14 protein-coding genes and 1 tRNA gene are annotated in these 19,924 nt (G+C 63.3%); 8 read left to right on the top strand and 7 right to left on the bottom strand.

Annotated elements, in window-relative coordinates; all coding sequences use genetic code 11:
- Nucleotides 1–87 precede the first annotated feature (87 nt).
- Entirely contained in the window at nucleotides 88–1,353 is a 1,266-nt protein-coding gene (locus tag RJT37_RS07160) for a hypothetical protein (RefSeq protein ID WP_313688983.1), read from the bottom strand.
- Nucleotides 1,354–1,614: 261 nt separating this feature from the next.
- Here RJT37_RS07160 and RJT37_RS07155 point away from each other — a divergent pair, with 261 nt between their 5' ends.
- From RJT37_RS07155 to RJT37_RS07140, 4 genes are all read left to right on the top strand, one after another.
- Complete coding sequence (locus tag RJT37_RS07155; RefSeq protein ID WP_313688981.1) at nucleotides 1,615–5,523, top strand: PAS domain S-box protein; 3,909 nt, start codon at nucleotides 1,615–1,617, stop codon at nucleotides 5,521–5,523.
- A gap of 496 nt (nucleotides 5,524–6,019) precedes the next feature.
- Complete coding sequence (locus RJT37_RS07150; protein ID WP_313688979.1) at nucleotides 6,020–6,565, top strand: hypothetical protein; 546 nt, start codon at nucleotides 6,020–6,022, stop codon at nucleotides 6,563–6,565.
- Nucleotides 6,566–6,786: 221 nt separating this feature from the next.
- Nucleotides 6,787–7,473: a glycosyltransferase family protein gene (locus tag RJT37_RS07145; protein ID WP_313688977.1), complete on the top strand. Its 687-nt coding sequence runs from the start codon at nucleotides 6,787–6,789 to the stop codon at nucleotides 7,471–7,473.
- A complete protein-coding gene (locus RJT37_RS07140; protein ID WP_313688975.1) occupies nucleotides 7,371–7,985 on the top strand; it encodes a glycosyltransferase family 2 protein in 615 nt (204 codons plus the stop codon). Before RJT37_RS07145 ends, RJT37_RS07140 begins: the two co-directional genes overlap by 103 nt.
- A 25-nt stretch (nucleotides 7,986–8,010) precedes the next feature.
- Here RJT37_RS07140 and RJT37_RS07135 read toward each other — a convergent pair whose 3' ends face one another.
- Nucleotides 8,011–8,172 carry a hypothetical protein gene (locus RJT37_RS07135; protein WP_313688973.1) on the bottom strand — a complete coding sequence of 54 codons (162 nt, stop codon included), beginning with the start codon at nucleotides 8,170–8,172 and terminating at the stop codon, nucleotides 8,011–8,013.
- Between the two features lie 95 nt (nucleotides 8,173–8,267).
- On the opposite strand from RJT37_RS07135, the gene RJT37_RS07130 reads away from it, so the two are divergent.
- Both RJT37_RS07130 and RJT37_RS07125 read left to right on the top strand, forming a co-directional pair.
- Nucleotides 8,268–8,693: a universal stress protein gene (locus RJT37_RS07130; protein WP_313688971.1), complete on the top strand. Its 426-nt coding sequence runs from the start codon at nucleotides 8,268–8,270 to the stop codon at nucleotides 8,691–8,693.
- A 340-nt stretch (nucleotides 8,694–9,033) separates the two neighbouring features.
- Nucleotides 9,034–10,539 (top strand): pentapeptide repeat-containing protein, encoded by a 1,506-nt coding sequence (locus tag RJT37_RS07125; RefSeq protein ID WP_313688969.1) that lies wholly within the window; start codon nucleotides 9,034–9,036, stop codon nucleotides 10,537–10,539.
- Nucleotides 10,540–10,551: 12 nt separating this feature from the next.
- Here RJT37_RS07125 and RJT37_RS07120 read toward each other — a convergent pair.
- The 3 genes from RJT37_RS07120 to RJT37_RS07110 all read right to left on the bottom strand — a co-directional run bounded on the left by RJT37_RS07120 (nucleotide 10,552) and on the right by RJT37_RS07110 (nucleotide 12,568).
- Nucleotides 10,552–10,625, bottom strand: a tRNA-Phe gene (locus tag RJT37_RS07120).
- A gap of 101 nt (nucleotides 10,626–10,726) precedes the next feature.
- Nucleotides 10,727–11,146, bottom strand: coding sequence for a hypothetical protein (locus RJT37_RS07115; protein ID WP_313688968.1), 420 nt, complete (start codon nucleotides 11,144–11,146; stop codon nucleotides 10,727–10,729).
- A gap of 75 nt (nucleotides 11,147–11,221) precedes the next feature.
- Complete coding sequence (locus RJT37_RS07110) at nucleotides 11,222–12,568, bottom strand: glycosyltransferase family 87 protein (protein WP_313688967.1); 1,347 nt, start codon at nucleotides 12,566–12,568, stop codon at nucleotides 11,222–11,224.
- Nucleotides 12,569–12,711: 143 nt separating this feature from the next.
- Here RJT37_RS07110 and gatB point away from each other — a divergent pair, with 143 nt between their 5' ends.
- Complete coding sequence (gene gatB, locus RJT37_RS07105) at nucleotides 12,712–14,202, top strand: Asp-tRNA(Asn)/Glu-tRNA(Gln) amidotransferase subunit GatB (protein ID WP_313688965.1); 1,491 nt, start codon at nucleotides 12,712–12,714, stop codon at nucleotides 14,200–14,202.
- Nucleotides 14,203–14,354: 152 nt separating this feature from the next.
- Nucleotides 14,355–16,955, top strand: coding sequence for a DNA topoisomerase I (locus tag RJT37_RS07100; protein ID WP_313688963.1), 2,601 nt, complete (start codon nucleotides 14,355–14,357; stop codon nucleotides 16,953–16,955).
- Between the two features lie 27 nt (nucleotides 16,956–16,982).
- Here the strand turns inward: RJT37_RS07100 and RJT37_RS07095 are convergent, their stop codons facing one another.
- Together RJT37_RS07095 and RJT37_RS07090 are read right to left on the bottom strand one after the other, a co-directional pair.
- Nucleotides 16,983–17,891 (bottom strand): phosphoribosyltransferase HisG-related protein, encoded by a 909-nt coding sequence (locus RJT37_RS07095; protein ID WP_313688961.1) that lies wholly within the window; start codon nucleotides 17,889–17,891, stop codon nucleotides 16,983–16,985.
- A gap of 80 nt (nucleotides 17,892–17,971) precedes the next feature.
- Nucleotides 17,972–19,801 (bottom strand): hypothetical protein, encoded by a 1,830-nt coding sequence (locus RJT37_RS07090; protein ID WP_313688960.1) that lies wholly within the window; start codon nucleotides 19,799–19,801, stop codon nucleotides 17,972–17,974.
- Nucleotides 19,802–19,924: the final 123 nt, after the last annotated feature.

Below are 19,924 nucleotides of genomic sequence, written 5' to 3'. Positions count from 1 at the left end.
ACCGGTGCTTAAATGATGTGCAAGGGCGATCCCTGCCGTCTACGGGGCTGTGAACCGGCAACGACTTCAGCGGGGCGCGGGGGCTCGTCAGCCCTGCCAGACGCGAACGCCGTCGGGTGTCCCCGCGCCGACCGCGAGCCGGTCACCGTCGAGTGCGACACCAGTCACGTTCGTCGCGAGCGATCCGCCGAGAGCGAGCGACCACGGCGTCTCGATGCCGGTGTCGGTGCGGCGCACTGTCGCCAGCGTCCGTCGGTCTGTCGTCGGAACCAGTAGTTCACGGCGGCCATCGTCGTCAAGATCAGCAGCGAGCGCGCCGTCGACGTTCCTGGATCCGTATGTGTGGCTGGCGTATCCCCGAGCGGTCGCGGTGATGGTCAGTTCGCCATCGGCGAGTCGGTAGAACTCGACCGTCCGGTCGACGTGGGGCTTTCTGACCACCGCCAGTTCCGGTCGCCCGGCCGGACCGAACGGCGCGACACAGAGCCGGTGGCGCCAGCCCGATCCGTAGACGGGACCGGTCGCGAGTTCGCGTCCGTCGGCTCCGTACACCCTGATACGTGCGCCGGCGGTCGAATCCGAGACGGTCGTCACCAGTTCGCTGTCGCCGTCGCCGTCGACGTCGGCCACGAGTGGCCACAGCCCCTCGAACACCGCCGGCGGATCGAGCGTGACTTCGACGTCGACAGTCCCGCTTGCAGCGTCGACGACGAGCAGGCTGCCGCCCTCCGTGCTGTCCCCCAGTGCACCGTGTCTGTAGCGGTCGGTTTGCGCACCGTAGAGGGCGTACCGGTCAGCGTCGACCGCGACGAGGCGAGCGTCCACCGGCGCGTTCACGGACAGCCTCCTGTTCCCGTCCGCCCGGTGGATCACGAGGTCGCCATCCGCCGCAACGTACACCAGCCTGTCCTCGCTCACGACTGGATGGGTGAAATCGGCGCAGTCTGCGGGCCTGTCGACGAATGCAATGCCCCCATCTGCCCGGAACCCCAGCGGCGGTTGCGGCACGCGGTCGTGTGTCCCGACGCGCTCGCTACGTCCCTCGCTGACCCGGTGAGTCGTCGCCGTACCGTCCGTCGTGACGATCGTCCAGTAGCTCGCGGCGTTCCCGAACGCAAGCAGCCACGCCGGTCGGCCGTCGACAGCGATATCGACTGGGTCGGCGTCCGCGACCGAGCCACGCCCTGGGATGAACCGGTTACCGCTGGGCTGCAGATGCGTGTACGCGTAGCTCGCTCCCGTGGGCGGTACAGTCGGCGTGCCAGTATGGGTCGCTGCGTCCGGGGATCCCGCACAGCCGGCTGACGCTGACGTTGCCGAGCCGAGCGCGGCCAGCAGTTCTCGGCGGGTCACCGGCACGGGACGCGATTGTTGTGACAGTGATATAAAGCTGCGCTGAACCGACTGTCGACGCCGAGTAGTACCGGCCGAGAGCGACGTCCCACGCTCGTGGACTCCTCGTGCGGTCAGTCCTCGCGCACGTTCAACGGCAAGCGCCGAATCGTACTTCGCCGTAGTACTATATGATAATTCCAATGATGATATCGGGATCGAAAGATCACCCGTGAGAACCGCTACAATCGATTAATATGGTTGCACTGTTTAGGGTTAGTAATGTCTCAGTCGAATGCCACAACTATTTCATCGATTCGTGTCTTATATGTGAACGGCGACAGCGATTTTGCCGAATTAGCCCGGGCAAAGCTCCGGAACACCGACCCCGAATTCGAGATCACGGTCGTCGAGACAGCCGACGAGGCCTTCGAGGCGCTCACGACCGCTGCGATCGATTGTGTCGTCACCTCCTATTCGCTGCCGGACGGAACGGGCCTCGACCTGCTGGACCGGTTGCGATCGGAAGGGCACGACGTACCGACGATCCTGTTCACAGGGCGGGGAAGCGAACAGATCGCGAGCGAAGCGACGCAGGCAGGCGTATCGGATTATCTTCCGATCCACTCGGAAGGGAATAGTTTCGAGCGCCTCGCACACCGAATTCAGACACTCGTCGAAGCGGCCCGCAAAGAGCAAGTCGCCCAGCGGATGTCCGATCGGTTCCAGCGGACGCTGGAGCGCGCGACTGACGCGATCTACGCCGTCGACGAGGACTGGCGCATCGAGTATATGAACGAGAAGATGGCCGAGCGTGTCGGCCGGACCCCGGAAACTGTGGTAGGGACCACACTCTGGGAGTCGTTCCCGTCGATCGTCGGAACGACGCTCGAAGAGCGATATCGAACTGCGATGGAGACCGGTGAAACAATGGCCTTCGAACAGCATCTGGGGCCGCCGTTCGACTACTGGGTCGAAGTGCGGGTGTTCCCGGATGACGACGGTCTGACCGTCTTTTCACGGGAGATCACGGCAGAGCGAGAGCGAGAACTGGAACTGGAGCGCAGCGAAACCATCCTGCAAAACATCCACGATATGGTGTTCGTCATCGACGACGAGGGCGTAGTGGAGTTTGCGAATCGAGCCGCAAAACGGCTGATCGTCGGTGAGGAGTCGGCGGCACTCGAGGGACAGTCGCTGGAAACGGTCGTCGATGACCGCGTTGCCGAGGAAGACCGAGACCGATTCTCGGCGGCAGTCGACTCGACGCTCGATGGTATCGAGGCCGACGATGGCCTTCCCGATCTCTACGAGACGGACCTGCAAATCGATCTCGAGACGAGCGGGGACAACGAGGGGACGTTCGACGTCCGTCTCACCCCGTTTCGGAGCAGCAGAAAGCAACAGGTGCTCGTCGTCGCACGGGACGTCACCGAACAGACCGAGGTCAAACGACAGTTAGAGCGGGAACGGGATGCGCTTCGGGGACTGCAGGCCGCGATGGCAGCGAGCGACGTCTCCGCCGAGACGCGCCTCCAGCAGCTGCTGGACATCGGCTGTCAGACGCTGGATCTGGAGGTCGGGATCGTCTCGCACATTCAGGAAGGCGACTACACAGTCAGGGCCGTCCACGCACCGGCTGCCGACATCGAATCCGGGGATCAATTCGACCTCGAATCGACGTACTGCGAGGACGTCGTCGAAACTGAGAGTGTCTATTCCTTCGCGAATGCGGTTGCCGACGGGAAATCGACCCACCCTGCCTACCGTGAACTCGGGCTGGAATCGTACATCGGCACACCACTCGTCGTCGACGGCGAGCGGTACGGAACGGTCAATTTCTCGAGCCCAACGACACGAACCGCACCGTTCGGCACGCTCGAACAAACCTTCATCGAACTGTTGGCGGAACTCGTGGGCGCAGAGATTTCGCGAGATCGGGACCGGACCGAACTCAAGCGGCAGGATTTCCTCTTCGATCGGATCCAGGACATCGCGGAGATCGGCGTCTGGGAGTATTACCCATCGAGGGGCGACCTCGAGTGGTCGGACGGCGTCCGTCGGATCCACGGCGTCGAAGACGACTACGAGCCGACCCTGGACGAGGCGATCGAATTCTATCACCCCGACGATAGAGAGACGGTGGCGGACGCAGTCGAGCGAGCGATCCAGGACGGAGAGCCCTACGATCTCGATCTCCGCTTGGTCCGGGCTGATGGGGAAGTCCGTGACGTGCGTGCGTGGGGAGAGCGCGTCGACGAGACAGAAAAGCGGGACTCCGTGCTCCGTGGGGTCTTCCAGGACATCACAGTGCGGAAAGCCCAGCGACGCGAGTATCAGGAACTCGCAGAGGAATACGAAGCACTGCTGGATAGCTCGGGAGATGCGATATTCCTTCTCGACGTCGACTCGACCGGGGAAGGAGAGACATTCGAGTTCGCCCGGCTCAGTCCCGGATACGAGGAACAGACCGGGCTCACGACCGAGGCGGTTCGCGGCCGGACACCGCGGGACGTCTTCGGCGCGGACCGCGGCGGAGAACTCGAAGCGAACTACAGTCGCTGTGTCGAGAACCGTGAACCGATCTCGTACCGCGAGGAGTTGGACGTCGCTCCCGACGCGCGATTCTGGGAGACGAGCCTCGCGCCCGTCATCGTCGATGACGAGATCGTACGGATCGTCGGCATCGCGCGGAACATCACGGAACAGGTCGAACGACAAGGGGAACTCGAGGCCACGAATCAGCGACTGGAGTCGCTCATCGAGGCGGTCCCGCTCACGATTATGGAGATCGACAGGGACGGCACCGTGGTCCTCTGGAACGAAGGAGCCGAGGAGATGTTCGGGTGGTCGCCGGAGGAGGTCATCGGTGAATTCAATCCGATGATTCCCGACGATCAGCGAGGCGAGTTCAAAACACACCGGCAGCGTGCGCTGAGCGGTGAACGGATACGTGGAAAAGAAGTTCAGCGAGAGACAAAAGACGGTGCGCAGTTGGATTTACTGCTGTCTGTTGCGCCGCTCACGAACACGGATGGAACGGTGACGAGCGTCCTCGCCGTCCTCGAAGACATCACCGAACAGAAACAGTTGGAGAAGACCCTCCGTGACCTCCAGGAGACAGCACAGGAACTCAGCCGAGCGGTGTCGAGCGAAGAAGTCGGCGATATCGCCGTTGCCGCTGCCGAGGACATACTCGAGTTCGAGATCGCCGGAATCTGGGAGTACGACGAACAACAAACGGCGCTTGTACCCATCACGGAGACGGAAGCAGGCCGGGAACTGTTCGGCGAGTCGCCACGGTTCACGCCCGGGGACAGTCTCGCGTGGGAGGCCTTCGAGTCCGGCGAACTGCAACTGTACGACGATATCCACTCCCAACAGACGCTCCACAACCCGGAGACGGATCTCCGAAGCGAGATTCTGCTTCCGCTGGGCGAGTACGGACTGCTCGTCGCGAGTTCGCAGTCGCAGCAGACCTTTACCGACACCGACACCGATCTCTTCCGAATACTCGGGGCGACTGTCGAGGCGGCCCTCGCGCGTGTCCGACGGGAGCGCAGGCTCCAGCGACAGAACGAGCGACTCGATCAGTTCGCGAGCGTCGTCGCACACGACCTCCGGAACCCACTCACGGTAGCGGCAGGGTTTCTCGAACTCGCCGAGGAGACGGGGAACGCACAGCACTTCGGGAAAGTCGAGTCGGCACACACCCGGATGGAGCGGCTCATCGCGGATCTTCTCACATTGGCTCGCGGGGACACGACAATCGAAGATCCGGAACAGGTCGATCTCAGGACGATCGCGACGGAAGCGTGGGGATACGTCGATACCGACGAGGCCACGCTGACGGTTGAGGATCCGGTTCCGACGGTTGCCGGGGAGGAAGGGCGATTGACGCAACTCTTCGAGAACCTCTTCAGAAATGCCATCGAGCACGGTGGCGACGAGGTTACGGTCACCGTCGGGCAACTGCAACGGGCCCCAGGATTCTACGTCGAGGACGACGGTGACGGCATTCCACCCGAAAAGCGGGAGGGCGTATTCGATCACGGCGTGACGTATAGCACCGGCGGAACCGGCTTCGGCCTCTCGATCGTGGCCGACATTGCAAAGGCACACGGCTGGACCGTCTCCGCGACGGCGGGGACCGACGGGGGGGCACGATTCGAGTTCGAGGAGTCCGGCTAGGCGACAAGCGAGACAGTACGGACGGAGAGCAGAACAATACCGGCGGCTATCAGTTCGAAACTAGAGCCAGTACAATACTGACGGTTCCCAGTACGACACACGACGGCGACCAGTACAACACTGGCCGCGGTCGGATGCTATAGTAGCGTTTGCAACTGATTGCACATCCGATCGCACGACTGCGTGCGATCGTGTGAGTGAAGACTTGCAAACGCTACTATAGGTGAACTGATACTGTCGGACGTAACTATCCGGAAATTCTCGGCACAACGAGGTGCCGAAATGTTCCACGAACTTACGTCCGACAGTATGAGTGCTCTTTGTACCGAAACGGACTCTCCACTTCCACGTTCGATCGTCAGGCGAGATGATCTCCGTCTATATTCCACTATATAGCAATCATTGAGGTTTGTACGCCTCATAGTAGCAGTTAATCCGAAGCCCCTCACTCTTTCTATCAAGAGTGGGATCAGAGGCGACACACTCACACAGCACGATGAGTGCGCTCGCCAGGGTTATCTCCCTCGTGTCGGCAGACTCGATCCCCAAGTCAAAGAGACAAGATATGGGAACACAAACATCCTTAGAACAAAGTACGATTCTCCTCGAGGAAGCGACCGAGAACAACGCAGTCTACGGTGCGGAGTGCTTCGTGACGGGCGAAGACCTCTCTGACGGCACAGAAGCGGTGCGGATCCAATCCAACGAAGCGTCGGAGAGTTTCTATATCTCCACCGAGGGTGTCGAGACGCTCTGCCGTGATCTGGAACGAGTATCGTTCGAGGAGACAGAGCCGGTACGCATCGCCGCTGTCGAGGGAGAGGTGTTCCGACGAGAGATCGAACTCAAGTGCTTCACGGAACTGTCCGAGAACCGGACCGAGGTGCGCGACGTAACCTGTGTGATGTGCGGAGAGTCGATCGACAAAACGGACGGCTTTCTCGGTGTGTCGGACATATATACAGTCCCGCTGGTACACTCACACTGCATCGAAGCGTTCTGTTCCACCGTAGAGACAGTCGCGAAAGAGGCTAGGTCCTGAACGGCGCCCACAGCGGCTCACGTTCTCCATCGTCGCTTCCCAGGATCTTGCGCGGCCGCGGAACCGTCCAGACGACGGCCACTCGATTACGGATCAAAACGGTCAACCACCGTCTGGTCCGAAACAAGGGGACATCTCGGGCTGAATGGGCCCGATTCACAGGCAAGACGTGCTCACGGTGTCGCCGCGCTAAATAGCTCCGACCCCTCGATCGAAGTACGATGACAGCAGAACGCCTCTCGCTGACCGGGGTCGTCGCGGTGCTCGTTCTCACCGCGATCGCGGTACTCGCACCGTCTTTGACCCTCGGTTTCGTCGGTTGGCACAACACCTTCGAGCTCCTTCTTTTGGGGACGACGGTACTGTTTATCGCTACGGCGTTCGTCTGGATCGTCCTCACATACGTCGTCGGCGTGGGCTACGAACCGCCGGCTCCTGTCTACGGGGAAAGCGAAATACAGGTTCGCATCCTCACGGTCGACACCGAAGACGTCGTGCAGGCCACCGTGAACTCGCTGCCGGCCGAGTTCGACGACGTCCACGTCGTCGCTGAGGCCGATATCGACGTCGCTGGCGCGACCGTCCAGGTCGTTCCCGATAATTTCTCGTGTGCGGCCGTCCGGAAAGGACGGGCGCTCGAGTGGGCCCGCCAGACGCTCACGAACGACCGGGAGTTCGTCCTCTACCTCGACGAGGACAGCCACCTCGAGTCGTTCGAGGGACTTCCAGACGCGGATATCGTCCAATTGCGCGAACAGCCCGTCGCACCGATTCGGTGCTCTCGTATCTGGCTGATGTCTACCGGATGGGCGTCCAGATCGAGCAGCGCGCGTTCGCCCGCCTCTCGATCCCGCTTTTCGCCTGGGGTGGCGGTATCGCGGTCAAGCAAACCGTCGAAGACGAGGTGACCTGGGACCGCGAGACGATCGTCGAGGACACCGCGTTCGTGTGGGCCGCCGCCCAGAAACTCGAGGACTTCTCCTTCGAGCTTGCGACGGCGACCTGCCGGAACGAAGCGCCGCCGTCCTTGACCGAGATCACCCAGCAGCGCCGCCGCTGGTCGGCCGGCAACATCGAGGCTTCCTCCGCGTTGCCGTTCGGTTATCAAGTGCTCACCCGCGTCCGCAACTACGCGTGGGCGCTCTCGCCGATCGTGACACTGATCGTCGTGCCGCTTTCGCTTCTCGGTATCGGCGTCGGGGCCGGCGGGCTGTTCGCCGCCGCCTCGTTCTCGCTGGGGCTTTTGACCCTGTTCTGGTATCTCCGGGGGGTGCAGTACTACGGCGTCGACAGCATCGGCTGGGCGCTGGCGCTGCCGCTGGCCCCGCTCGTGATTATCATCCATTCGATGGGGACCGTCGCGGGCATCCTCAGTCCGCCGACCAGCTTCCGCGTGACGAAGAAAGTCGGGGACAGGTGATCCGACGGTCGTATTCAACAATCAGTTAGCCGTAGGTTCGTTCGTCGAGATCCTCTTCGAGTTCGTAGTTCTCCAGCAACTGATCACAGTAGTCGCGGATCGCCACGACCGTCTCGGGTTCGTGCTGTTCCAACAGCTCCTCGAGGCTCTTCGGCAGACCAGTGCCCGGATCGACGTCGGGTGCCATAGTCGTGAATTTAGCGCCGATTCACATAATAGCGCGGGCAAGAATTGGCGTGTGTCACCCCAACAAACTACTATCTAGGCAGCGAAACGCTAGCTATGTACGAAACGATTCTCGCCCCGACCGACGGCAGCGACGGCGCGAAAAACGCTGTCGAGCGAGCGATCGAGTTGGCCACTCTGTTCAACGCGGATCTGCACCTGCTTTACGTGGCTGATACCGAGCAGTTCTCTGCCGACAAACCGGAGGCAGAGCTCGAAAGGATGATCGACGACCTCGAGGAGGAGGGCCACGGAATCGTCTCGAACCTCGAAAAACAGGCGTACGACTCCTCGGTGGGCTACGTCGAGACCCGCGTCGAGCGGGGCAACCCCCACCAGAAGATACTCGAGTACGTCGACGACCACGAGATCGAACTGGTTGTTCTGGGCACGCACGGCGAAAGCGGTTACGAAACGGTCCATCTCGGTCACATCGCCCACGAGGTTGCCCGTCGGATCGACGAGCCGCTCTTGCTCGTTTAATCGTGCCACCGCTCGAACCGGGTACTGTCGTCCGTGAGAGACGCGAGCGACGATTCAAGTCGGGAGCGTGACGTTGCCGCTGCGTTGACTCGGCAGTCGGATTCAGAGAAGTGCCGCCTCCCGTATCGTGAACCTTGCCGAGACGTTCCTGCTCGCTACGCTGCGCGGGCTGCGACTCGTCTGGTTGAAATCCACTCAAGTAGCAGTTTCACTGCTCACTTCATTCGCAGGAAAAATTCCGCCTCCCGGGTTATAAACCTCGCCGGAAAAGACGACGCGAAAATGACAATCAGGCCTTTCGGTAGCCAATTTAAAGGAGGCATCAATACTTGCCAGAGGTATGTCAGACGCAGATGGAACCTGCGAATATGTACTCGACCCGGAGGATCCCGAGACGTGGGGTGGGAAAGAAGGTGAGGAGTGTCGTGCCCTTCCCGAAGTCTTGACGGATGGGACTTGGAAATGCCCCCGCGAATCTATAGGATATAATGATAAAAATAAGAAATGTTGTCTTTTCCACCAAGATCTCGATAAGAAAGATAGTGAGGACGTAACGAATAGGTTTTTGGAAGAAATAAACCAAATTGATGCGAACGATCATTCCGAACGATCAGCTCGGAGTACTCAGTTCATAGGAGCAAAATTCGGTGAATTGACTCTATCAAACGAACAGTTCGGGCACAACACGGATACTGAAGTACAGATTGACCTGTCTCACGCCCGGTTCACGGGACGGTTCGGGTTAGATACCATCGAGGTACACACAGAAGTTCGGTTTCTGGGAGCAACGTTCTCCGAGGGAGTCCAAATCTGGAATTCGACATTCAAAGACGACGTGTATTTCGGTAGTGCCAAATTCCTGTCTATGTCCTGTGTCCAAACAACTTTTGAGAAGTTAGCTAACTTCTCTGGGGCGACGTTCGAGGGGAGTGCGAATTTCCGGACGGCTACTTTCAAGGGTGAAACAATTTTCAACGCAGTTGAGTTCGGTATCACTGAGGAACGAACACTGTTAGCTTCGAAACCAGGGGTGAATTTTCGCCAAGTTGACTTAACTGAGGCTAATTTTAATCACGCAGATCTACGGGGTGCGAACCTCGAAGCTGCGCTCCTAAGTCGTGCGACGCTATTAGGTGCAGATTTGAGAGGTGCCCACCTCTCCGGAGCCGTTTTGGGAGATCTCCGAATCGATAGCGAGACCAAGCTTCTCGGCTCCCCTGAGAACAGTCGAGATACGGACTCAGGGCTAGAGACGATTACAGACATTTTTCGGAGAGAATACATCGCTTACGACCCGAACTATTCTGGAGAATACAAGTCTGAGGATATTGATAGCGGCAAGAGTGTCTACCGGGCGCTCGAAGAACTCGGGAGGCGTGCCGCACGCCCTCAACTACAGTCAGTGTGCTTTGTCCGCCGACAAGACCTCCAAAAAAAGCAATACTGGAATAATGCGTCGGATGCTGCCACCCCTCTCGGATGGCTCATCAATGTCGCAAGGGGAAGCCGGGCAAAGGTCGCACGAGCGACACTCCTGTACGGTGAAAGTCCGTGGCGAGTGGTCGCCTGGAGTCTCGGTATCATCTTCTCGTTTGCACTCCTGTACCCGCTCGGCGGATGGATGAAACCGACAGACGGTGACCCAATCACCTACGCACAGATTGCGGCTAATCCTGCGGAGATTCTAAACTCGGTGTACTACTCGACGTTGACGTACACTGCTCTCGGCTTCGTCGACTTCCAGCCAGTCGGCTTTGGCCGACTGTTGACGACGATCGAAACGGCCCTTGGAGCAGTGATGCTCGCACTGCTCGTTTTCATCCTCGGTCGAAGAGCGGCGCGGTGAAAAGTGGGAGAATGCCGCCTCCCGGATTTGAACCGGGGACAGCTCGATCTTCAGTCGAGTGCTCTCCCAGTCTGAGCTAAGGCGGCGCGCAGTCGAAGCGACGCCGAGTATATAAAAAAGCGTTTCGAAAGGGTCGGCGTCGATCGATCCTCCTTTTTTGCAGAGGCGCCGCCGACAACCGTCGTTGTCACCCCGAAGAGTACACCTGCGTCACCATCTCCGACGTGCCGGAGACCGTCTCGACGCCGTACCGTTCCAGCGCCCGCTTCGCGTCCAGATACTTCGCGATCGCCTGAGCGTTGTCCCGCAAACTGTCCCAGCGGTCACAGGGCACGGCGAACTCCTGACCGCCCTTGCTGTAGTAAGCCACGACGCCAGGATCGTCGGGGTTCGCGTCCGCGTAGGGTATATTCGGATCGTTCACGAGGTGATTCGCCGCGCTCTCGACGCGAGCGTTCTCGACGTCTCTGTGTTCCAACTCCGCGAGGACGTTCCTGAACGCCTCCCGGAGTTCGACCCGGAAGTTGTGCGGATACGGCTCGCGGTCGGCCGGATCCGTCCGGGCGAAATCACTCGGCCAGTCCAGACTCGAACTCCCGTTCGACATCTCAGCCGGGCGTAGGCTGTCATCTCACAAGAACTTTGTCGCGGTGGGAGCCCCATCCTCAGCATACCTGAAGAATCACCGAGACCGACCCGACTGCCGGCCGGAAACTGCCCGCCGGACCCGACCGACTGCCCGGAGTGCCGTCCGGTCGGGACGGAGCCCGTACTTCGCGAGCGCGCCGGCGAGCAGCATAATCGCGATCCCGTACAGGGGGACCGACGCGAAGGTTGCGAGAGAGACCAGCACAGATTCGAGGAGAGTCGGGAGACCGTACTCACGGATTCCCGACACCAGTCCTCCGGGCGTCGCGTTCGCGAACATCACTACCCCGCCGACGAGAAAGAGCCGTCGCCCCGGCCCGTCCCAGACGTACCAGAGCGGAATCATCGGGAAGAAAAGCAACACGAGGTACCACTGCAGCGCCGGAACGACCGTGACCGTCACCACGAGCGTCGCGAAGATGGCGAGGAGTCGGTCCTGACGGGTTTCGACGCCGACGTAGAAGACCGCGAGGACGGCCGCACCGACAAGCGCCGCGAGGGGCGTCAGCAGTTCCGGCGGCGCGTCCGGGAACGCGCCCCACAGGAGGTGCGACAGCGGCCGCTGGATGGTCACGTAGAACGTGCTGTCGACGGGGTAGCCGCCGGCGAAGGCCGCGGTCTCGGCGCGGTCGACAACCACGTCCGAAAAGAACGTCGCTGTCGGCTCCCACCCGTACGCGACCACGCCAGCGAGGATGCCGCCAACTCCGACGACCGTCGCGGCCGCGATCGACCGCCAGGAACGACGGCGGAGGAGCCACGCGCCCACGAGCGCAGGGAAGAGTTTGAACAGTGCCGCAAGCCCAAACGCCGTCCCGGCGACCGTCTCCCGGCCGTCGTCGAGCGCGAGAAAGCCGGAAACGAACGCTGCGGCGACGAGGAGGTTGATGTTGCCGTAGTAGATCGTCCCGAAGGTGAACGGCGAGACGAGAAATAGTCCGACGATCAGAGCGACGTCGACCCACCCGAGCCGCCGGTCGACGCGGTCCAGAAAGCGAACGATCGCGGCCGCCACACCGACCCCGGCGAGGACGTTCAGCCCAACCAGGAGCCAGTAGCCGGTCATCCACTCCAGCACCGTGAAGGGGTAGTAGGCGACGACGGTGATCGGCGGGTAGAGGTACACCGCCCACTCGGCCAGCCCCGGCGGGGCGACGCCGTAGAAGGACTGCCCCTCAAGCGCCAGTTCCGCGGCGTACCGGTAGGTGCGGAAGTTGGCGCCCACGTTGCCGCCGGGATTCCACGCCCACCCGAGCCACTCGGGGTTGAAATTGCGGTCGTAGGCGCGATAGCCCCACCAGATCGCAAACAGCATCACTGCCCGTGCGCCCTTCTCGGAGTGATTGAAAAGCGGCCGTCGGAGGGAGTCGGGGAGGTCCATTATTCGGGGGAGACCGCAGGTACGAGCACTATCCCCCGTCAGCTCCTTATACTCTCCCCGGGGAATCGGGCTGGCGCAGGGAGATCGCGGTCCGCCCCGCCATTCCCGTTAGCCTTTAGCCGCGCTGTGTCGAAAAGCGGCCAATGACTGCGAAGGCGCTCTCGGAGGGGGACCTCGTCACCGTCATCGGCCTCGAGGTCCACGTCCAACTGGAGACGGACACGAAGATCTTCTGTGGGTGTTCGACCGAACCGGCCGACGACGAGGAGCCGAACAGCCGCACCTGTCCGGTCTGTCTGGGGCTGCCCGGCGCCCTGCCTGTCCTGAACGAGGGCGCCGTCGAGGCCGCCGTCAAGGTCGGCAAGGCGCTCGGCGCCGAGATCGCGGCCCATACGCGATTCCACCGGAAGAACTACTACTACCCCGACCTGCCGAAGAACTTCCAGATCACGCAGTACGACGCGCCGATCTGCGCAGGGGGGGCGCTCGAAGTCTCCGTCGAGGGCGAACGCCGCGAGATCGGCATCGAACGCGCCCACCTGGAGGAGGATCCCGGCAGCCTCCAGCACAAGGGCGGCAGCATCGACACCGCCGATTACACGCTCGTCGACTATAACCGCGCCGGAACGCCGCTGATGGAGATCGTCACCGAACCCGACTTCCGCAGCCCGGCCGAGACCCGCGCGTTTCTCGCGAAACTGGAGGAAGTCCTGGAGTATCTCGGCATCTTCGACTCCACGCGCGACGGATCGCTCCGCGTCGACGCCAACATCTCGCTGGTCCCCGCCGAGTCGGTCGACGACGAGGGTGCGATCGGGAAAGAGACGCTCGAATCGGCGAACCGGACCGAGGTCAAGAACATCTCGAGTCACAAGAACGCCGAGCAGGCGCTCGCCTACGAGGTGACGCGGCAGAAGAACGCGGTCCAGCGCGGGCGCGCGGTCGAACAGGAGACGCGCCACTGGGACGAGTCGCGCGGCATCACCGTCTCGATGCGCTCGAAGGAAGAAGAGAAGGATTACCGATACTTCCGGGAGGCGGACCTGCCCCCGCTCGAAGTCTCGGATTGGAAAGCCAAAATCGACATCCCGGAACTCCCGGACGCCCGGCGCGATCGCTTCCGCGAGGAGTACGACCTCGACGCCGAGTCGGCGTCGAAGCTCACCTCCACGAAGGAGGTGGCGGACTTCTTCGAGGACGTCGCCGCGCAGTTCGATCCCGACCTGGCGGCGACGTGGGTCGCCGACAACTTGCTGGGGGAACTCAACTACCGCGATATGGCGATCACCGACGTCGATCACCGCCTCGACGAATTCACTCGCCTCGTCGAGTTGGTCGACGCCGAGGAGATAACCACGAAGAACGCCGAGGAGGTCGTCCTCCGGACGATGCTGGACGAGGGCGTCGATCCCGACACGGTCATCGAATCGGAGGGCCTCGGCACCGCCGACGACGACGAGGTCACCGACGCCGTCGCCGAAGCGATCGACGAACACCCCGACGCAGTCGAGGACTACCACGCCGGCGAGGAGGGCGCGATCAACTTCCTGGTCGGCCAGGTGATGAGCAAGACCGGCGGCAGCGCCGACCCCGGCGACGTGAACCGGCTGCTCCGCGAACGGCTCGAGGAGTAGCCACGGACCGAGTCGGGCGGACGCAGCGCAGACACGAACCCGAGACGACGAAGCGTAATAGAGTCGTTCCGCGCGCACACGCGCGCAGTCCGGCGATTTCTCCCGACACAGCCGCGAAAGGTTTAGGCGGACCCCTCGCTTACCGGCGGGCAATGAGCCAGGGCCCGGAACTCATCGTCACCGAGAAGGACAACGCCGCCCGGCGGATCGCGGACATCCTCAGCGGCGGGTCCGCCGAGGCCGACCGTCTCAACGGCGTCAACGTCTACAAGTGGGGCGGCAAACGCTGTATCGGCCTGTCGGGACACGTCGTCGGCGTCGACTTCCCGCCGGAGTACAACGACTGGCGGGACGTCGAGCCGGTCGAACTGATCGACGCGCCGATCGACAAACACGCCACCCAGGAGAACATCGTCGCGGCGCTGCGCCGACTCGCCCGGAAGGCCGGACGGGTGGCCATCGCGACCGACTACGACCGCGAGGGCGAACTCATCGGCAAGGAGGCCTACGAACTGGTCCGGGAGGTCAACGAGGACGTCCCCGTCGACCGCGTGCGCTTCTCGTCGATCACCGAACGGGAGGTAAAAGAGGCGTTCGAAGAGCCCGACGAACTCGACTTCGACCTCGCGGCCGCGGGCGAGGCGCGCCAGATCGTCGACCTCGTGTGGGGTGCCGCCCTGACGCGCTTTCTCTCACTTTCGGCCAGACAACTCGGCGACGACTTCATCTCCGTCGGCCGGGTGCAGGGACCGACGCTGAAGCTCATCGTCGACCGCGAACGCGAGATCGAGGCGTTCGACCCCGAGGACTACTGGGAGCTGTTCGCGGATCTGGCGAAGGATGCGGGCGCGACCGGCAGCGACGACGCGGACGACGCGGGCTCCTTCGAGGCGCAGTACTTTTATCTCGACGAAGACGGCAACGAGGCCGAACGCGTCTGGGACGAAGAGGCTGCCGAGGCCGCCTACGAGACGCTGGAAGCGGCGACCGCAGCCACCGTCGACTCGGTCCGCCGCCGGACCCGAACCGACGACCCACCGGCTCCGTTCAACACGACCCAGTTTATCCGCGCGGCGGGGTCGCTCGGCTACTCGGCCCAGCGTGCTATGAGCATCGCCGAGGACCTCTACACCGCCGGCTACCTCACCTATCCGCGGACGGACAACACCGTCTACCCCGACGATCTCGACCCCCGCGACCTCCTCGATTCGTTCGTCGGCACCCGCGCGTTCGACGACGACGCGTCGGCGCTGCTCGAACAGGAGTCGATCGAGCCGACCGAGGGCGACGAGGAGACGACCGACCACCCGCCGATCCACCCCACGGGGGAGCTGCCGAGCCGCACGGAACTCTCAGACGACGAGTGGGAGGTCTACGAACTGGTGGTGCGGCGCTTCTTCGCGACCGTCGCCGAATCGGCGACCTGGGAGCACCTCCGTGTCGTCGCGACCGTCGGCGACGACGAGGACCTCTCGTTGAAAGCCAACGGCAAGCGCCTGGTCGAGCCGGGCTATCACGCGGTCTACCCGTACTCGAACGCCAGCGAGTCGTTCGTGCCCGACGTGGTCGAGGGGGAGACCCTGACGGTCACCGACACGAGTATCGAGGCAAAGCAGACCCAGCCGCCGAGACGCTACGGCCAATCGCGGCTCATCGAGACGATGGAAGAGATGGGAATCGGGACGAAGGCGACCCGCCACGACGTCATCCAGAAGCTGTACGACCGCGGGTACATCGAGAGCGACCCGCCGCGGCCGACCCGACTCGCCCGCGCGGTCGTCGAAGCGTCCGAGGAGTTCGCAGAGCGTATCGTCAGCGAGGAGATGACCGCGCAACTGGAGCAGGATATGCAGGCGATCGCACGCGGGGAGGCCTCCCTTTCTGAAGTGACCGAAGAGTCCAGAGAGATCCTCGAAAAGGTGTTCGAGGGATTGATGGACTCCGGCGAGGAGGTCGGCGAACACTTGCGGAAGTCGCTGAAGGCCGACAAGACCGTCGGCGAGTGTCCGGAGTGCGGCAGCGACCTCGTGATCAGAAAGAGCCGCCGGGGATCGTACTTCATCGGCTGTGACGCCTACCCGGACTGTACCTACACGCTACCGTTGCCGTCGACCGGCAAGCCGCTCATCCTCGAAGAGGAGTGCGAGGAACACGGCCTCAGCCACATCAAGATGCTCGCCGGGCGGAAGACCTTCGTGCACGGCTGTCCGCTCTGCAAGGCCGAGGAGGCCGACGCCCAGGAGGACCTCGTGATCGGTCCGTGTCCGGAGTGCGGTTCCGAGGAGGACGCGACGTCGGAGACGTCGCGAGGCGAAGGCGGTGAAGCCGCCGAAGCGGGCGGGGAACTCGCGATCAAACACCTCCGTTCGGGCTCGCGGCTCGTCGGCTGTACGCGCTACCCCGACTGCGAGTACTCGCTGCCGATGCCCCGGCGCGGCGAGGTCGAGGTGACAGAGGAGGTCTGCGAGGAACACGACCTCCCGGAACTGCGGATCACCTACGAGGACGACCGCGAGCCGTGGGACCTCGGCTGCCCGATCTGCAACTACCGGGAGTATCAGGCCGAGGAGAGCGAGAGCGGCTCCGAACTTGAGAGCGTCGACGGCATCGGCGAGAAGACCGCCGCGAAGCTGAAAGACGCCGGCGTCGCCGACGTCGCGTCGCTGAAGGACGCCGAACCCGACACGCTCGCGGACCGCGTCGACGGCGTCGGCCCCGACACCGTCCGGAAGTGGCAAGCCGACGCCGACTGAGCGCGACGCGTCCGCCTCCGAGGAGAGCTAAACCGCGATTTCTGTCTCTTCTGCCGCCGCCGCGAGCGCCTCCCGGACGCGGGCAGCGGAGCCCGTCTCCTCCGTCTCCGCGACGTTCTCCATCAGAACTGTCTCGGAGGGGAAGAGATGCTCGCCGAGGAGCAGCCCGTGGTTCCGAGCGGTCGAGCCGGTCATCGTCAGATAGACGCCGAGGCCGGCGTCGGCGATTGCGGCCTCCTCCTCGCGTTCCCCGTCGGGGTACACGAAGTCGATTCCATCGAGCGACCGCGTCCCGAGTACCGCCTCCACCAGCCGCTCGTACCGCGGCGAGATGCACAGCGGCCCCTCGTAGCCCTCGACGAACCCCCGGTCGAGTTCCGCCCCGGGCGGGAGGACCTCCGGCCGGGCCATCAGCGTGTGGTACACCGTATCACCCATCCCTGAGACGACGCGGACGTCCGTGTTCATCGGATCGATCCGGGCGTTGACGTCGGCGATCGATTCGAGCCCGTCGGGTTCGAGATCGACGACTTCCTCTAAGACGAGGTCGGCGCTGTCGAAGCCGAGCCCGAACTCGTGGGTGCGGAGCGCGCGGAACGGCTCCTCGCGGCCGACGAACTGGACGGGAACGCCGGCCACGTCGACAGTCAGGCTGTCGAAGACGATCCGTCGTGGCATCCCCGATCGGTCGTCACGGAGGAGCGTAAACTCCGGCGCGTAGTCGTCGTCGAGATCCGAGTACCCCGCGAGCCGATCGTAGACGTCCGCGTCGGGATCGAGTTCGTCCTTCGTGATCGCCTTCTCGTGGCGGAGCGTGGAGATGATCTTGTCGGCGACGGCCTCGGCGTCCGCGACGTCGGCGACGCGTTCGAGGACGGCTTCGAGCGGGCGGCCCTTCCGGGGGACGGCGACGCGAATCGCCTCCGTCTCGGTCATTGTCGGAGCCAGGGGACGGGGCGTGAAACCGGTTCCGCTTCGATCTGAGGACCGTCGCGGGCCGTACGAGACGGAGCGAGTTATTCCTCAGTGGGGCCGAACGCGTCGTTCAGGCGGTCGCGGAAGGTCTGCAGTTCCTCGATCTCGCGTTCGATCGACTCGAAGCGATCGAGTTCTTCCGAGATCGTCGCCAGTTCTGCGCGGAGATCGTCGATCTCGGCCTCCAGCGAGTCGCGCACGTCGACGACGTCGCCGTCGAGCGCCGCGATGTCCTCCCGCACCTCGCCCATCTCGTCGTCGAGCCGCGAGACGTGCGCGTCGGTCTCGTCGATGTCCGCGGCCACGTTCTCGACCTCCGTCGCGACGGCGTCGACGTCGTCGGCGACCGTCTCGATCTCCGCAGCGACGTCGTCGACGTCGGCTGCGACCGCATCGATGTCGTCGAACGCGTCGTCGAGGCTCTCGTCGACGTCCGCGACGTCTCCCTCCACGCGATCGACGCGATCTTCGGTCGTCGATGCCCGCTCTTCGAGGGCGTCGACCCGCTCGGTGGCGTCGTCGACGTGCGCCTGCACCGCCTGGATGTCGTCACGAAGTTCCTCCCGGTCCGCCGCGGCGGCGTCGAGCGATGCCTGGACGTCCGCGAGCTCGTCCGTGATCTCCGCCAGTTCCGAATCGAGCCGTTCGACCAGTTCCGCGCCGGTGCCTTCCTCGTCGATGAACTCCGCCATCGCGTCGGCGTAAGCGTTGAGATCCTCCAGCTGCGACTGCACCCGCCGGATGCGGACGTCTGCGCTGCGCGGGAGGCCCGCGTCGAGTTCCTCGCGGAGGGTTTCGAGATCGGAATCGGAGACCTCGCCCGCACGGATTTCCGCCGCCAGCGTCGCCGCGAGTCCACCCTCCGCTGCGCCTTCGACCCCGGCGGCTGCTGGCGCGGCGCCCCCGGCCTCGTCGGCGTCGGCGGTACCGGCGGCTTCGACGTCAGCCTCCGCCTCGATGTCGACGTACGCGTCCGGATCCGCCGCGGCGTCGGCGTCTGCGTCGGCGGCGGTCGGTTCCTCCGCGAGCGGTTCCTCTGCGGCGGCAGTCTCGCTTCCCGCGCCTTCGTCGGCCGCGGCTTCGGCACCGTCGTCGGGTGTCGCGTCCGCGGCGTCCTCGCCGGTCCTGGGTTCGACGGCGGGGTCGTCCGCGGCGGTCCGTCGCGTCGCGGAAGCGAGATCGGTATCGAGGTCGCGTGGGGACGGTGCTTCCTCCGCGGCGTCACGGTCACGCGACGTGATCGTTTCCTCCGCGGCGGCCGCGGCGTCGGCGAGTTCGTCCTCCGACGATTCGACCGGGGTCTCGGGGGTATCGTCGGCTGCGGGTTCGACGGCTTCGGCGTCCGGTTCGTCCGTCGCGGGCGCCTCCGGCGGCAGGTCTCCCGCGCCGGTGTCTTCGACCAGCCGGCCGTTCCCCTGCAGCGCGTCGCGGACAAGTTGGCTCCGATCCGTGCCCAGGATGTCCTCGACGTCCGCACCTTCCGGTGGGTCCTGCGGCCCCTCGGGTACGGGCGGTCGTTCGATGACCGGTTCGCTCAGGAACCCCTCGATGTCTGACCTGTCCTCCAGTCGGATGCCGTACACCGTCGTCGTCGCCTCACCCGGTTCCAGTGTGCGCTCGTATTCGACGCGGTGATCCTTGTAGGCGGTCCAGTTGTCGCTCTCGTAGTCGGGGTGGAACCCGACTCCTTCCATCGGGAAATCCTCGGGGATCCCATCGACGAGGCGGATGTGGACCGGTTCGTCGCTCTCGGACAGAAGCCGGAACTTGATCGCCGGCACGGGGAACTCCTCGCCCGCGAACGATTTCTCGACGTGGATGTCGTCGTCCGCCACGACGATCGTCTGATCGGCGTCGGACTCGTTGCTCATAGGCCACCTTACCTGAACTGATCACATAAAACAACCGGGCTAAATACCGTTCGTGATACTACCACCCCCCGTCTCCGGAGGATTTGAGCGGAACGGTATCGTTGCGTTTGCGTCTGATTGCGC

This window comes from Halobellus marinus (assembly GCF_032113415.1).
GTDB lineage: Archaea > Halobacteriota > Halobacteria > Halobacteriales > Haloferacaceae > Haloquadratum > Haloquadratum marinus.
Note: the sequence above shows the minus strand (reverse complement) of the source record. Positions and strands in the feature narration are given on the sequence as shown.

Excerpts from the sequence above, each read along its gene's own strand:
- RJT37_RS07155 (WP_313688981.1), top strand. The coding sequence starts at position 1,615 with ATGTCTCAGTCGAATGCCACAACTATTTCATCGATTCGTGTCTTATAT.
- RJT37_RS07150 (WP_313688979.1), top strand. The coding sequence starts at position 6,020 with ATGAGTGCGCTCGCCAGGGTTATCTCCCTCGTGTCGGCAGACTCGATC.
- RJT37_RS07145 (WP_313688977.1), top strand. The coding sequence starts at position 6,787 with ATGACAGCAGAACGCCTCTCGCTGACCGGGGTCGTCGCGGTGCTCGTT.
- RJT37_RS07140 (WP_313688975.1), top strand. The coding sequence starts at position 7,371 with ATGGGCGTCCAGATCGAGCAGCGCGCGTTCGCCCGCCTCTCGATCCCG.
- RJT37_RS07135 (WP_313688973.1), bottom strand. The coding sequence starts at position 8,172 with ATGGCACCCGACGTCGATCCGGGCACTGGTCTGCCGAAGAGCCTCGAG.
- RJT37_RS07130 (WP_313688971.1), top strand. The coding sequence starts at position 8,268 with ATGTACGAAACGATTCTCGCCCCGACCGACGGCAGCGACGGCGCGAAA.
- RJT37_RS07125 (WP_313688969.1), top strand. The coding sequence starts at position 9,034 with ATGTCAGACGCAGATGGAACCTGCGAATATGTACTCGACCCGGAGGAT.
- RJT37_RS07115 (WP_313688968.1), bottom strand. The coding sequence starts at position 11,146 with ATGTCGAACGGGAGTTCGAGTCTGGACTGGCCGAGTGATTTCGCCCGG.
- RJT37_RS07110 (WP_313688967.1), bottom strand. The coding sequence starts at position 12,568 with ATGGACCTCCCCGACTCCCTCCGACGGCCGCTTTTCAATCACTCCGAG.
- gatB (WP_313688965.1), top strand. The coding sequence starts at position 12,712 with ATGACTGCGAAGGCGCTCTCGGAGGGGGACCTCGTCACCGTCATCGGC.
- RJT37_RS07100 (WP_313688963.1), top strand. The coding sequence starts at position 14,355 with ATGAGCCAGGGCCCGGAACTCATCGTCACCGAGAAGGACAACGCCGCC.
- RJT37_RS07095 (WP_313688961.1), bottom strand. The coding sequence starts at position 17,891 with ATGACCGAGACGGAGGCGATTCGCGTCGCCGTCCCCCGGAAGGGCCGC.
- RJT37_RS07090 (WP_313688960.1), bottom strand. The coding sequence starts at position 19,801 with ATGAGCAACGAGTCCGACGCCGATCAGACGATCGTCGTGGCGGACGAC.